Source organism: Martinezella sp. CNPSo 3732, from assembly GCF_057784515.1.
Genome location: NZ_JBXSOO010000020.1, coordinates 61085 through 75106 on the forward strand (window position 1 = coordinate 61085; position 14022 = coordinate 75106).

Genomic DNA, 14022 nt, shown 5'->3' on the forward strand with positions numbered 1-14022 from the left:
AAGGAGCTTAAAACCTAAAACTCAGGTAATAACCGTCGGTGCGTCACGGCCGGTGCGGCCCTTGATGTCGGCGATATCCTGAGCGGCGGTGATGAGATCGGCCAGCGCTTCCTGGGTCTCGATATTGTGACGGGTCGAATCGGGCTCATAACGCTCGATGTAAACGCGCAGCGTCGCGCCCGTCGTGCCGGTGCCGGAGAGGCGGAAGACGACGCGCGAGCCGCCCTCGAAGAGGATGCGGATGCCCTGATGCTGGCTGACCGACTTGTCGACCGGATCGTGATAAGCGAAGTCGTCGGCGGCGGAAACGGTGAGATCGCCGATCTTCGTGCCCGGCAGCGTCGGCAGCTTTTCGCGCAGCGCCGTAATCAGACCATTGGCGGCATCGGTATCGACGCCTTCATAGTCGTGACGGGAATAGTAGTTGCGGCCATAGGCGGCCCAATGCTGCGTCACGATATCGATGACGCTCTCGCCGCGCACGGCCAGGATGTTCAGCCAGAGCAGCACGGCCCAAAGACCGTCCTTTTCGCGAACATGGTTTGAGCCCGTGCCGGAGCTTTCCTCGCCGCAGATCGTCGCCATGCCCGCGTCGAGCAGATTGCCGAAGAATTTCCAGCCGGTCGGCGTTTCGTAGATGCCGACGCCGCGCTTTTCTGCAACACGATCGGCGGCGCCGCTTGTTGGCATGGAGCGGGCAATGCCGGCGATGCCATGCGAATAGCCGGGAGCGAGGTTGGCGTTGGCCGCGAGAATCGCCAGGCTGTCGGACGGTGTGACGTAGATGCCCTTACCGATGATGAGGTTGCGGTCACCGTCGCCGTCCGATGCCGCGCCGAAATCGGGCGCATCGTCGCTCATCATGTCGTCGTAGAGCTCCTTGCAGTAAACGAGGTTCGGGTCCGGATGATGGCCGCCGAAATCCGGCAGCGGCAGGAAGTTGCGCACCGATCCATCCGGAGCGCCGAGGCGGATCTCGAAGATTTCCTTGGCATAGGGGCCGGTGACGGCACTCATCGCGTCGAAGCAGATACGGAAGCCGAGGCTGATCAGGTTGCGGATGGCACCGAAATCGAACAGCTCCTCCATGAGGGCCGCATAGTCTTCGACCGGATCGATGACCGAGACGATCATGCCGCCCACGTCCTCGCGGGCAATGCGGTCGAGGTTGATATCCGGGAAATCTGATATCTTGTAGCTGTCGATCACCTTGGAGCGCTCATAGATGGCGTCGGTGATCTTTTCGGGCGCGGGGCCGCCATTGCCAATGTTATACTTGATGCCAAAGTCTTCCGTCGGGCCGCCGGGATTATGGCTGGCCGACAGGATGATGCCGCCAAACGCCTTGTACTTGCGGATGATGTTGGAGGCTGCGGGCGTCGAGAGGATGCCGCCCTTGCCGACCATCACCTTGCCGAAGCCGTTTGCGGCGGCCATCTTGATGGCCTTCTGGATGACTTCGCGATTGTAGTAGCGGCCATCGCCACCGATGACCAGGCACTTGCCCTGATAGCCTTCCAGCGAATCAAAAATCGACTGGATGAAGTTTTCCGCGTAGTTCGGCTGCTGGAATACGGGAACCTTCTTTCGCAGGCCCGAAGTGCCGGGTTTCTGATCCGCGTAGGGGGTAGTCGGTACAGTTTTAATCATCGGGTTAAGCGCCTCTCGAGACTAGACTGGAGTAGAGAGCGGCGTAGCGTTCTGCGCTCCTGCCCCAGGATACGTCGGATTTCATGCCCTGCTTTTGCATCTGCGTCCAGACCTTTCGATCCGGGAAAAGATGCATGGCACGGCGTACGGCCTGCAAAAGCCCCTCCGCGGTGATGGGCGAAAATTGAATGCCGGTCGCGACCTTTGCCTGCAGCGCGGCATGGTTGGCGTCGATAATCGTATCGTTCAGCCCGCCCGTTCGCGCAACAATCGGCAGGCAGCCGTAGCGTAAGCCATAAAGCTGCGTGAGGCCACAGGGTTCGAAGCGCGAGGGAATGATTATCGCGTCGCAGCCGGCCTGCATCAGATGCGACATAGGCTCGTTGTAGCCGGCCGAAACGCCGACACGGCCGCGATGACGGCCGGCTGCGGCAAACAGCGCGCCTTCCAGCGCCGCATCGCCTGCGCCGAGAATGGCAAGCTTGCCGCCCATGTGGACGATCTCGCTGGCAGCTTCAGCCAGAAGGTCCATGCCTTTCTGCCAGGTGAGCCGGCTGACGACGCAGAAGATCGGACCGTCATCCTCGTCCAGGCCGAAATGCTCGACGACCCGATGGCGGTTGATGGCGCGATCCTTCAGAGTCGCCGCGCTGTAGGTCTGGGCGATCATCGGATCGGTCGCCGGATTCCAGATGTCGTCGTCGATGCCGTTGACGATGCCATAGAGATTGTAGGCCTTGCTGGCGATGACGCCTTCGAGGCCCATGCCGAATTCCGGCGTCAGGATTTCCTCGGCATAGGAAGGGCTGACGGTGGTCAGGGCATGTGCCGTCTGCAGCCCGCCTTTCAGGAAGCCGACATCGCCGTAATATTCGATGCCTTCCATGGAAAAAGCGTGGGCTGGCAGGCGCAGGCCCGGGAAAATATCGGCGCCGAACTGACCCTGGAATGCGATGTTGTGGATGGTCAGAACGCTCGGCAGCTCCGGCGTCGGATAGTAGCGCATGTAGACCGGCACCATGGCCGACTGCCAGTCGTGCGCATGCACGAGATCCGGCCGCCAGCCGGGCAGGAGGCCGGTGGCAATTTCCGCGCCGGCCAGCGAGAGCGCGGCGAAACGCCGCCAGTTGTCGGCATAGTCCTTGCCCGTCGCATCGACATAGGGGCCGCCGGTGCGGCTGTAATAGGCCGGTGCGTCGAGCACGAGGAAGGAAATGCCTGCATGCTCGACTTCGAGAATGGTGGCCGCCTCGCCAAGAAGATCCGGAAGCTCCAGACGGGCAACTGGATCGCGGATGGCTTTCATGACCGCAGGATAGCCTGGGATCAGGGTCTTGGTTTCGACGCCATAGGGCTTCAGCGCAACAGGCAGGGCGCCGACCACATCGGCCAGCCCCCCTGTCTTGATCAAGGGGAAGACTTCGGACGAAACCGAGAGAACCTTCATAGGTTACAAATCCAGCTTGTCGATCATCGATTGGGTGATCAGGCAGATACCGCTGTCCGTGCGGCGCCAGCGTTTGGCATCCAGTTCCGGATCCTCGCCAACCACCAGGCCCTCAGGAATGGTCACGCCATGGTCGATGACGACATTCTTCAGCTGTGCGCGGCGGCCGATCTTGACGCTCGGCAGCACGACAGCACCTTCCAGCTTTGAGTAGGAATTGGCGCGTACGCCGGTAAAGAGCAGGCTGTTGTAGAGGCTTGCGCCGGAGATGATGCAGTCGCCTGCCACCACCGAGGAGACGGCCGAACCGCGGCGGTCTTCATCGTCATGGACGAACTTGGCCGGCGGGCTGATTTCCGCATAGGTCCAGATCGGCCAGGACTTGTCGTAGATGTCGAGCTCCGGCACCACGGCGGTCAGGTCGATGTTGGCCTGCCAATAGGCATCGATCGTGCCGACGTCGCGCCAATAGGCCTCGCGCTCGAAATCGGAGCGGACGCAGGACTGCGCGAAACGGTGAGCGACGGCTTTGCCGTTCTTGACGATGTAGGGGATGATGTCCTTGCCGAAATCGCGGCTGGAATTCGGATCGGCCGCATCGCGCTTCAGGCATTCGATCAGGAATTTCGTATGGAAGACATAGATGCCCATCGAGGCGAGCGCGAAATCGGGATTGCCGGGGATGCCCGGCGGATCGGCCGGCTTCTCGACGAAATCTATGATCCGATCCTTGTCGTCGACATGCATGACGCCGAAGCCGACGGCTTCCATTCGCGGCACTTCCAGGCAGCCGATGGTGACGTCAGCGCCGGAATCGACGTGCTGTTGCAGCATCCATTCGTAGTCCATCTTGTAGATATGGTCGCCCGCGAGGATGACCATATATTCCGGACCATAGGGCTCGATGATGTCGATGTTCTGATAGACGGCGTCCGCCGTGCCCTCATACCACTGCGTTTCCGAAACGCGCTGCGAGGCCGGCAGGATGTCGAAGCTTTCGTTTCGCTCCGGGCGGAAGAAGTTCCAGCCACGCTGCATGTGGCGGATCAGCGAATGCGCCTTGTATTGCGTGGCGACGCCGATGCGGCGAATACCGGAATTGAGTGCGTTTGACAGCGCGAAATCGATGATCCGGGTCTTGCCGCCGAAATAGACGGCTGGCTTGGCACGGCGGTCGGTCAGTTCTTTCAGGCGGCTGCCGCGGCCCCCGGCAAGAACGTAGGCCATGGCATCGCGTGCCAGCGGCTGGAAACGTTTTTCTACCATTTTATTCCTCCCTGTCCGTAGTGATCTCAGAATTCCGGTTCGAGCATGATGGTCGCCAGTGGAGGCAGCGTTATCACCGCCTGCACGCCTCCACCTGCATTGACGGCCTGGACACGCCCGCCATTCCCCTTGCCGCTGCCGCCGTAGATGTCGGCATCGGTATTCAATATCTCGCGCCACCGCCCCTCAGCTGGCAAGCGCAAGGTGTAATTCTCGCGATAGACTGGCGTGAAATTCGTGATGACGGCAACTGGCTTTTCGCCCGGCGCCTTGCGGAGCCATGCAAAGACCGAGTTTTCGAAGTCATCGACGACAAGCCATTCGAAACCATCGCCCTCGCAGTCGCGGGCGTGGAGAGCCGGCTTGCTGCGATAGGTGAAATTGAGGTCGCGAACGAGGCGGCGCATGCCTTCGTGCATGCGGTACTGCAGCAGGTTCCAGTCCAGAGCGCGCTCCTCGCTCCATTCGCTCCACTGTGCGAATTCCTGCCCCATGAACAACAGCTTCTTGCCGGGATAGCCCCACATGAAGGCATAGTAGGCACGGAGATTGGCGAATTTCTGCCAGTCGTCGCCGGACATCTTGGCGATCAGCGATCCCTTGCCGTGGACGACCTCATCATGCGAGAGCGGCAGGACGAAGTTTTCCGAGAAGGCGTAGATCAGGCCGAAGGTCAGCTCGTTGTGGTGATATTTGCGGTGCACGGGCTCGCGGGCGAGATAGCTCAGCGTGTCGTGCATGAAGCCCATGTTCCATTTGAAGCCGAAGCCGAGGCCGCCTTCATGGACCGGCTGCGACACCTTCGGCCAGGAGGTCGATTCCTCGGCGATAGTCATGACGCCGGGATGCGCGCCGTAGATCCGCGTATTCATCGACTGCAGGAAACGGACGGCTTCGAGATTTTCGTTGCCGCCATATTCGTTCGGGATCCATTCGCCATGCTTGCGGGAATAGTCGAGGTAGAGCATGGAGGCGACGGCATCGACGCGCAAACCGTCCAGATGGTATTTTTCTGCCCAGTAAAGCGCGTTGTTCAGTAGATAGGCGAGGACTTCGGTGCGGCCGAAATTGTAGATCGCCGTATTCCAGTCGGGATGGAAACCTTTGCGCGGGTCTTCATGTTCGTAAAGGGCGGTTCCATCGAACCAACGCAGGCCATGTTCGTCCGTCGGGAAATGCGCCGGCACCCAGTCGAGAATAACGCCGATGCCGACCTTGTGGCAGCCGTTGACGAAGCGGGCAAAGCCTTCCGGTTCGCCGAAGCGGGCGGTCGGGGCGTAAAGACCCGTGGTCTGATAGCCCCAGGACGGATCGTATGGGTGTTCGGTGATCGGCAGGAATTCGATATGGGTGAAGCCCATGTCGACGCAGTAGGGAATGAGGCGCGAGGCGAGTTCGTCCCACGACAGCATCGAACCGTCGTCGCGGCGCTGCCAGGAACCGGCATGCACCTCGTAGATGGAGATCGGCTGACGGCGCTGGTCGACGCTTGCCCAATGTTCACGGTGGGCGGAATCATCCCAGACTTGAAGCAGTTCATTGGCGGTGACTGAAGCCGTCTTCGGGCGCAGCTCGCTGCGCCTTGCAAAGGGATCGGCCTTCAGCGGCAGCAGCACGCCATCCTGGCCACGGATCTCGAACTTATATGCAACTCCTGCAGGCACATCCGGGGCGAAGATCTCCCAGATGCCGCTGTCGGAGCGGAAGCGCATGACGTGCCGGCGGCCATCCCAATTGTTGAAATCGCCGACGACCGAAACGCGCTGCGCATTCGGTGCCCAGACGGCGAAATGAAAGCCCTGGACGCCCTCGTGCTTCAGCGGATGAGCGCCCATCTTGTCGAAGAGGCGCAAATGCGTGCCTTGCCGCGCAAAGTAATCGTCCATCGGTCCGAGGACGGGGCCGAAGCTGTAGGGGTCGGTCACAGCCCATTCGACATCGCCGCGCCTGGCGCGATAGCGGACCGGCTGCTGCTTGGCGAGTTTGACGTCGCCGGAAAAGAAGCCTGCCGGATCGAGGCATTCGAGCTCGCCGATAACGGAACCGTCGAGCGCCGTGGCGGTGACGGCTTCCGCGCCAAAGATGAAACAGCGGGCCACATAGCCTTCGTCTGTCTTATGAACGCCGAGAACGGCGAACGGATCGGAATGGGTGCCTGCGAGAATTGCAGCAATATCCCCTGCCGAAATATCCCTCAAGCTTGTGCCGTCAGCGGGTTTTTTCGGCTTTTTCATCCGGCCCTCCAGATTTCCTTGGCATACTGACGGATCGTCCGGTCGGAGGAGAACCAGCCCATGCGAGCGGTATTGTTGATCGTCTTCGCATACCACTCGGATGGATTGGCCCAGAGAATATCGACTTCGCGCTGTGCCGAGGCATAGGCGTCGAAATCGGCGGCGACCATGAACCAGTCGTGGCTATAGATGCCGTCGATCAGGCTGGCATAGCGGTTGCGATCGTCGGGGGAGAAGACACCGGAGGCGATGGCCGAAAGTGCTTGAGCCAATTCGCGCGAACGCTCGATAATGGCGCGCGGATTGTGACCGTCACTGCGCAGGTTGGCGACCTCATCGGCCCGCAATCCGAAGATGACGATATTGTCCTCGCCGACATTGTCGCGCATTTCGACATTGGCGCCGTCGAGCGTGCCGATGGTCAGCGCGCCATTGAGGCCGAACTTCATGTTGCCGGTACCCGAGGCTTCCATGCCGGCGGTCGAAATCTGCTCGGAAAGGTCGGCGGCCGGAACCATGACTTCCGCCAGCGAGACGTTGTAGTTCGGTACGAAGACGACCTTCAAGAGACCGCGCACCGACGGATCATTGTTGATGACACGGGCGACGTCGTTGATCAACTTGATGATGAGCTTCGCGTTGTGATAGCTCGGCGCCGCCTTGCCGGCGAAGAGCTTGACGCGCGGTTGCCAATCGAGTTCCGGATGCGAGCGGATCTGGTCGTAGAGCGCCACCGCCTCGATGACGTTCAGAAGCTGGCGTTTGTATTCGTGAATACGCTTGATCTGGATATCGAACATCGCATTCGGATCGAGCTTGATGCCCATGCGACTGGCGACAAGATTGGAGAGCTGCACCTTGTTGGCACGCTTGATGGCGGCGAATTTCTCCTGGAAGGCGCTGTCGTGGGCAAACTGATCCAGCGGCTTCAGCTGCTCAGCATCGTCCAGGAAGGCGTCGCCGATGGTTTCGCGCACGAGGTTGGTCAGGCCGGGATTGCACTGCATCAGCCAGCGGCGCGGCGTGATGCCGTTCGTCTTGTTGTTGATGCGGTCCGGATAGAGCTTGTGCAGGTCGGCGAAGACCGTGACTTTCATCAGGTCGGTATGAAGCGCGGAAACGCCGTTGATCGAATGCGAACCGACAAAGGCGAGATTGCCCATGCGTACGCGCCGATCGCCGTTTTCGTCGATCAGCGAGATCGAGCGGATTTCGGTGTCGCTGAAATTGCGCAGCTTGCGCGCTTCCACCAGAACCTTGGCGTTGATGGCATAGACGATCTGCATGTGGCGCGGCAAAAGCCGCTCGAACAACGGCACGGGCCAGCTTTCCAGTGCTTCCGGCAGCAGGGTGTGGTTGGTATAGCCGAAGGTGCCGCGGGTGATATCCCAGGCCTTGTCGAAATCGAAGCCATGAACATCGACCAGCAGGCGCATCATTTCCGTAACGGAGACGGCCGGATGCGTGTCGTTCAGCTGGATTGCGACCTTGTCGGCGAGATTGGTCAGATCGTCATATTGCTGCAGATGGCGGCGCAGAATGTCCTGCAGCGAGGCCGACGAGAAGAAGAATTCCTGGCGGAGGCGCAGCTCCTGGCCGGCGGGCGTCGCATCGGCGGGATAGAGAACACGGGTCAGGCTTTCGGCCTTGTTGCTTTCGCGCAGCGCGCCGATATGGTCGCCGGCGTTGAAGGCATCGAGCAGGATCGGGTCGATCGGCTGCGCCGACCAGAGGCGCAGCGTGTTGACGCGTGCGCCACGCCAGCCGACGACGGGTGTGTCGAATGCGGTGGCGATGACGCGCTCGGCCGGCTTCCAGACGTAACGCGGCTGATCGTCGTGGCTGCCGATGGTCTCGACGGCGCCGCCGAAGCCGATTTCATAGGAGCTCTCCTGGCGTTCGAATTCCCACGGGTTTCCGTGCGCCAGCCAGGTTTCGGGTAGCTCCACCTGCCAGCCATCGGCCATCTGCTGGCGGAAGAGCCCGTGGACGTAGCGAATGCCATAGCCATAGGCCGGCACGTCGACGGTAGCCATGGATTCCATGAAACAGGCGGCAAGACGGCCAAGACCGCCGTTGCCGAGCGCTGCATCGGGCTCGAGGCCGGCGATGACACGTATGTCGACGCCGAGTGAGGCGAGAGCGTTGGTGATCTCTTCCATCAGGCCGAGATTGGAGATGGCGTCGCGCATCAGGCGACCAATGAGGAATTCGAGCGATAGATAGTAGACGCGCTTGGCGTTCGTCTCGTAGGTCTTGCGGGTCGATTCGATCCATTTGTCGATGACGCGGTCGCGAATGACGAGGATCGTTGCCGTCAGCCAATCATGCGGCTTGGCAACCTTCGCGTCCTTGCCGATACGATATGTCAGGCGCTCAATGATTTCTTCGGCAAGGATTTCGGGGCGGGAACTGCGCGGGGCTGGAACGGGGAGATCGGCCTTCGTCAAGTTATTCATACTATCAACTCTCGCCATTTGTGATTTATATTCAGCGTGTTACGCTCAATTAAATCGATTTGCCTTTCCGTTTCACTATCAGTTTACGCACCGATGTAAAGCAGTTGCAACAAGCGAGTTGGGCGGATGCGAAAAATGCCGCCAAAGGTTTGCCGTGGGTCGGAAAAGACTTGATTCCGATGATGTTTCGAGCTTTTATTCGCGCATCGATCAAACGAAAAGCCGCGTGATACTCGCATCGCGCGGCTTTTTCTTTGTCGTCTATCTGTGGTTGCTTTGCGCTGCTGCCAGCAAGATCACTTGGTCAGCAGGGTCATCTGCTTCGATGTTTCCGTGGCGATTGTTTTGAAGGCGGCGACCAGATCCGACATCTGCTGCGCAGCAAAGTAGTTTGATGGGCTCGTTGCGCAAGCCTGGAGCAGACTTTGGCCGCGTGCCGGAGCCATGAAAGCAACAGTGTAGATTTTGATACCAGCGGCCTTTGCAGAATTGCAGGTTGCCAGCGTCTTCTGATCCGAACTGGTGTCGTTGTTTTCTCCATCTGTCATCAGCACGATGTACTTCTGGAAAGTCTTGTTATTCTTCTTTGCCTGTGCAGCTGCTTCGGAAGCCGACATAAGGTTGTTGAAAGCCATTGTCATCGGCGCACTGGACTCGGTACCGCCTTGAGCATTCAACCCGCTGACGACGTTGGTGCGAGTCGATTTTGTTCCCCAATCGAGATTGCTGTAGCTGTCGACTTCGCTGCTCCAAGCAATGGCTGCGGTGCGGACGTATTGCGACGCAGGATCGGCCGCATCCAACTGGTCCAGAAGACTGCCGACGGCTGTTTTCAGTGCTGCAATCTTTTTGATGTAGCAAGGACTCTTAGCCTTTGGATACTGATATAGATAATTCCCGTCAGTATAGTATTGGATACAACTTTTCTGACTAGTGTCGACAACTTCCGTATTCAGTAACATCGAACCGGACTTATCGAGCGCGATCTCCATCGACAGCGCATTCTTCTGGGTTTCGGTAGTCTTTCCGCTGATTGACGTGCTGGATGCAGAAATGTTCAGGGAACTTTGCCCTGTCAGGCGTGTCATGCTGTTCACGGACATCGAATAGGATGCATTTACGACGACCGTGTAACCAGAATTCCCGGAGGAATCGGTGGTTTTTGTTATCGTGGTGTCGGTGCCCGCTTTCAGTGAATTCGCAGCATCGGTATCGCCAGCGAGATAGTTCGACATTTGGCCGAGGACGAAATTGTTGCCGAGATCCTTGGCGGTCGTGGTGGTCGCACTGCCGTCCGCAAGTGCGGTTGCAGTCGCGAGCGCGGCGGCGTCCGTTGATTCCTGAAGCTGGCTGCGTGTCAGCGACATATTGGTGACATCGACCGCTACACCTCCCGCTACAGCCAGCACGGGCACGGCAATCGCCGTCAGGATGCCGAAATTTCCAGCTCTATCGCGTAAAAGTTGTTTAAATGCCCAAAGTATATCGGAGCCGGCAATCATCATGTCCGCCTGTTAGAAAGAGTTAGATTCTCAAGAACGGCGGGACTATCAATTACAAATATGAGTTGAAGGTTTAAACGATTGGTTGATTTTTAACAAACTACATAATCTGGCGCGATTCGCTTCAGATTTTTACTACTTTAAGTATATTCTATTTTAGTGGAACGACATCTACTGCCTGAACGGCTTTCTGATTGCCGTAGCCCTTCAGTACGCCGATAACGGGGGCAACGTCCGAATAATCGCGACCATAGGCTACGACGATGTGATCGGTGCCGGCAGGAATATTATTGGTCGGATCGAGCTCGATCCAGCCGGCCGTCTCGCCGCACCAGACGCGCACCCATGCATGCATGGCGTCGGCGCCTTCCAGTCTTTCCTTGCCGGGCGGTGGAATGGTGCGCAGGAAGCCGCTGACATAGCCGGCAGGAATGCCGAGGCTGCGGAGCGCGATGATCATCACATGCGAAAAATCCTGGCAGACCCCGCGTTTGAGGCGAAATGCCTCCTTGGGGGTGGTATCGACCGTCGTCGCCTTGGGATCGTAGGTGAAATCCTTGTGGATCTGCGCGCAGACCGCATGCGCAATCTGCAGGGTCGTCAGTTTGGTCGATTTCCATTGCCTGGCGTAATCGGTGATTTCGCCCGTCAACGGCAGACGCGGGCTGCTCCCGAGGAAATGGTGGGGCGAAGACGGGTCGATCGACCAGCAGTCTTCGATCTCTTCCGGCAACTTGGCGAGCATGGGGGAGAAGTCGGCCGCGACAGGCTGGCTCTCCACCTGAACACGCGCCTGCATGCGGATATCGAGCCTTTCATGCGGATCGCGCACCAGGATCGAAGTTGCCGGGTGCTGGAAGAAATCCGTGAAGTTCGATTGCTCGTCCGGCCCTGGGGTTATCTTCACCGAGCCGGCGATCAGCCTCTGCCGGTTGGGCAGGGAGAGCGGCATGACACGCAATATATGCCGCGCGCCGCTGGCCGGCACGTCGTAGATGTAGCCCATGTGAAGTGAGAGATCGTAGAGCATTCACGTCATCCGAGGTAGGTGCGTGCCAGCAGGTCGGAGAGCCGCTCCAGTTCGCGCGCCAGCTGCTGGTAGACTTCGACCGTCATCGCTTCGGGCGTCATGACAGCCAACCCGGAATGCAGGCGCATAGCTTCGCGAAAAAAGGGCGACATTTGGCCGTTGACGTAGGCATTCGGCAATTGCTCGACCTCGCGGTGGATCTCGTTCATCTGGAAGAGGATCGAGCGCGGATTAAGCGGATCGAGTGCGAGCAAATCCGTCACTGTCAGACGAGCGGTATTGACGTTGTAGCGGCGGCGATGGGTCATGACGCTGTCGCCGATCTCCAGCAACATGTCGAGCGCTCCGTCGGGCGCATCGGGGCCGGACATATGGCCGAGCAGCCGGGTCATGTGCAGGCCGCGCTCGATATAACGGCCGAGCGACAGGAAGCGCCAGCCGGTGAAGCGGTACATGTTTTCGTGCACGAGGCCGGCAAAGCCCGCGAGCTTGCGCAGCAGGATGGTCATGGCATGACTGGCATCGTCGCCAGATTTCACGCCCTCCTTGAAGCGGCGTGCCGTCTTGGCGAGATCGTTCAGCGCCAGCCAGCCATCCGGAGAGAAACGATCGCGGATGTTGCTCGCCGAATAGACGGCGCTGTCAATGTTGCGCAGCAGATTTTCCGGCACCGCCTGCTTGGTATCGATGTCGATGGCGGCAAGATAGGCGCTGACATCGGCAAGCAGCGGCTGGTTCGGATCGGCGGCTTCGGCAAAACGGCCATGCCAGGCGCGCAGGATGCGCAGCGCACCTTCGGCGCGCTCGATATAGCGGCCGAGCCAGAAAAGATTATCGGCCGCCCGGCTCGGCAGGCTACCCGGCATGTTGCGGGTGAAGGTTTCTTCGGCCGGCAGCAACGTATGCGCCTCGACGGGTTTGTCGGAGACGATCCAGACATCCGCGGCCGAACCGCCGGCCTGCATGGCAATCGCCGCGACATCGTCGCCGCTGCCGATGCGGGCAAAGCCACCCGGCATGATCTGCCAGCCGTTTTCCGTGCGGGCAGCAAAGACACGCAAGCTCATCGGCCGCGGTGTCAGCTTGCCGTTGACCCAGGCCGGCGTCGTCGACAGTGTCACGACCTCCTGGCCGACCAATTTTTGACCTTCGGTTGCCAACCAGTCCGCGATCGAATCGCGGGCGGTGCTGCGCAGCGTCGAGCCCAGCACGGATTGGCCGTTGTCATCGAAGAAGGGCATTCGGGAATAGGCCGGGCCGATGACCATCTTCTCGATGTTTTCAGCGACATGTTCGCGCTCGCTTTTCTGGCCGCACCACCAGGTCGCGATCGAGGGTAACTTCAATTCCTCGCCACGCAGATGCCGACAGATGGTCGGCATGAAGGCGAGCAGGGCGCGCGTCTCGAGAATGCCGGAGCCGAGCGCATTGACGATGGTCACCGTCTGAGCCCGCAGGGCTTCGACGAGGCCGGGCGTGCCGATATGGGAATGCTGGTTGAGCTCCAATGGATCGGCGTAGGACGCATCGAGGCGGCGCCACAGGACACTGATCGGCCGCAGCCCTGCAACGGTGCGCACCATCAGCTGATCGTTGACGACGGTGATGTCCTCGCCTTCGAGCAGCATGAAGCCGAGATAGCGGGCGATATAGGCGTGCTCGTAATAGGTTTCGTTGGCGGGCCCTGGCGTCAGTACCGCAACGCGGCCCTCACCGCTTCGCTTACCGCCGAGCAGGGCATCGCGGAAGGCACCGAAGAAGGAGGCAAGGCGATGAACCTTGGTTTCGGCGTAGATATCGGAGAAGGCGCGGGTGGTGGCAACACGGGTTTCCAGCGCGAAGCCAGCGCCGGATGGCGCCTGCGCGCGGTCGGCCAGCACCCACCAATTGCCATCAGGACCCCGGCCGACCTCGAAAGCCAGGAAATGCAGGTAATGGCCGTTTGCAGGCTTGACGCCGACGAGCGGGCGCAGGAACTCCGGATTGGCGGCAATCAAGGCCGGCGGCAACAATCCTTCGCTGACCAGCCTACTGTCGCCGTAGACATCGGCAATGACTTCTTCGAGCAGATCGGCGCGCTGCTGCAGGCCCTCGGAGAGGGCCTGCCATTCGCGCTCGTCGATGAGCACGGGGATATGGGAGATCGGCCAGTTGCGTTCGCTGACACCGGCTGTCCCGTAAGCGCGATAGAAGACGCCTGCATCGCGCAAATAGCGGTCGGCGCGGGCGAAGCGTTCGGTCAATCCCTCTTCCGTCATGCGCGTCAGCGCCGAGAGGAAGTTTTGCCAGACTGGGCGGACCGCGCCGGTATTGTCGACCATTTCGTCAGCGACACCGGGCAGGGGACGATAGGCAAAGGCCGGCGCCTTGGCGGTGCCGGTCTTCACCTCATCCCGTCGTTTCGTCGCCGGTTTTCTACCCATGCTCAGTTCCG

Annotated in this window: 8 protein-coding genes; all 8 read right to left on the reverse strand. The window is 59.8% G+C overall.

Features of this window, described 5'->3' with window-relative positions; all coding sequences use genetic code 11:
• Nucleotides 1–21 precede the first annotated feature (21 nt).
• Nucleotides 22–1650: an alpha-D-glucose phosphate-specific phosphoglucomutase gene (locus AC13RM_RS25605; RefSeq protein WP_374816448.1), complete on the reverse strand. Its 1629-nt coding sequence runs from the start codon at nucleotides 1648–1650 to the stop codon at nucleotides 22–24.
• A 4-nt stretch (nucleotides 1651–1654) separates the two neighbouring features.
• Nucleotides 1655–3097 (reverse strand): glycogen synthase GlgA, encoded by a 1443-nt coding sequence (gene glgA / locus AC13RM_RS25610; protein ID WP_440478121.1) that lies wholly within the window; start codon nucleotides 3095–3097, stop codon nucleotides 1655–1657.
• 3 nt (nucleotides 3098–3100) lie between these two features.
• The gene (glgC, locus tag AC13RM_RS25615) at nucleotides 3101–4363 is read right to left on the reverse strand and encodes a glucose-1-phosphate adenylyltransferase (protein ID WP_285172995.1); all 1263 of its coding nucleotides are present in this window, start codon (nucleotides 4361–4363) and stop codon (nucleotides 3101–3103) included.
• 26 nt (nucleotides 4364–4389) lie between these two features.
• The gene (glgB, locus tag AC13RM_RS25620; RefSeq protein ID WP_440479077.1) at nucleotides 4390–6597 is read right to left on the reverse strand and encodes a 1,4-alpha-glucan branching protein GlgB; all 2208 of its coding nucleotides are present in this window, start codon (nucleotides 6595–6597) and stop codon (nucleotides 4390–4392) included.
• Nucleotides 6594–9056 (reverse strand): glycogen/starch/alpha-glucan phosphorylase, encoded by a 2463-nt coding sequence (locus AC13RM_RS25625; RefSeq protein ID WP_285172992.1) that lies wholly within the window; start codon nucleotides 9054–9056, stop codon nucleotides 6594–6596. The genes glgB and AC13RM_RS25625 overlap by 4 nt, the downstream gene beginning before the upstream one ends.
• A gap of 296 nt (nucleotides 9057–9352) precedes the next feature.
• Entirely contained in the window at nucleotides 9353–10561 is a 1209-nt protein-coding gene (locus tag AC13RM_RS25630; protein WP_374816445.1) for a vWA domain-containing protein, read from the reverse strand.
• A gap of 148 nt (nucleotides 10562–10709) precedes the next feature.
• The gene (locus AC13RM_RS25635; RefSeq protein WP_113230778.1) at nucleotides 10710–11588 is read right to left on the reverse strand and encodes a transglutaminase family protein; all 879 of its coding nucleotides are present in this window, start codon (nucleotides 11586–11588) and stop codon (nucleotides 10710–10712) included.
• 5 nt (nucleotides 11589–11593) lie between these two features.
• Nucleotides 11594–14011 (reverse strand): circularly permuted type 2 ATP-grasp protein, encoded by a 2418-nt coding sequence (locus tag AC13RM_RS25640; RefSeq protein WP_113230777.1) that lies wholly within the window; start codon nucleotides 14009–14011, stop codon nucleotides 11594–11596.
• Nucleotides 14012–14022 lie beyond the last annotated feature (11 nt).